At 56.8% G+C, this 787-nt stretch carries 1 protein-coding gene; it reads left to right on the forward strand.

The window, feature by feature from the left end; all coding sequences use genetic code 11:
* Nucleotides 1–17: 17 nt before the first annotated feature.
* A complete protein-coding gene (locus tag JTP94_RS27885; RefSeq protein ID WP_204853686.1) occupies nucleotides 18–734 on the forward strand; it encodes an IS6 family transposase in 717 nt (238 codons plus the stop codon).
* Nucleotides 735–787: the final 53 nt, after the last annotated feature.

The following is a 787-nucleotide window of genomic DNA, read 5'->3' on the forward strand; positions in this document are numbered from 1 at the left end:
ATGTGGGATCTGGTGGGATGACCAGATTTACCCGTGATCCTCTTTATCGTCGCCACCGATTTCCAGCGGAGGTGATTGTCCATGCCGTTTGGCTCTATTTCCGGTTTCCGCTCAGCCTGCGGATGGTCGAGGATATGCTGGCAGCTCGTGGCGTCATCGTCTCTCACCAGACCGTGCGACTCTGGGCTGAGAAGTTCGGCAGACACTTTGCCAACGATATTCGGAAGCGATCAGCCGGCAAGCTCGGCGACAAATGGCACCTCGATGAGGTTGTCATCACCATCGGTGGAAAGAAACACTGGCTTTGGCGCGCCGTTGATCAGGACGGCTTTGTTCTCGACGTGCTGGTGCAAAGCCGCCGCAATGCCAAGGCGGCAAAGCGCTTGATGCGAAAGCTTCTGAAAGGGCAAGGCCGTTCGCCGCGTGTGATGATCACCGACAGGCTCCGGTCCTACGGTGCGGCGAAGCGGGAGATCATGCCAGGCGTCGAGCATCGCTCGCACAAGGGCCTGAACAATCGGGCGGAGAATTCTCATCAACCCGTCCGACGACGGGAGAGGATCATGAAGCGCTTCAAGTCAGCGCGACAGCTTCAGCGTTTCGTTTCCATCCACGACCCGATTGCCAACCTCTTTCACGTTCCCCGCCAAGACATTCCATCCAATCACCATCGCCAACTGCGAGCAGCAGCCTTGGATACTTGGCACCAAATCGCACGTCTTCACACCGCATGAACCAAAGCCTCACTCCCAGAACTTGTTTTCAGAGCGTTAAGTTTACAGTGCCC

This window comes from Martinezella lusitana, assembly GCF_016901135.1.
Taxonomy (GTDB): Bacteria; Pseudomonadota; Alphaproteobacteria; order Rhizobiales; family Rhizobiaceae; genus Rhizobium; species Rhizobium lusitanum_D.

Bases quoted from the DNA above. Each gene is read 5' to 3' on its own strand.
- JTP94_RS27885 (WP_204853686.1), top strand. From the start codon at position 18: ATGACCAGATTTACCCGTGATCCTCTTTATCGTCGCCACCGATTTCCA.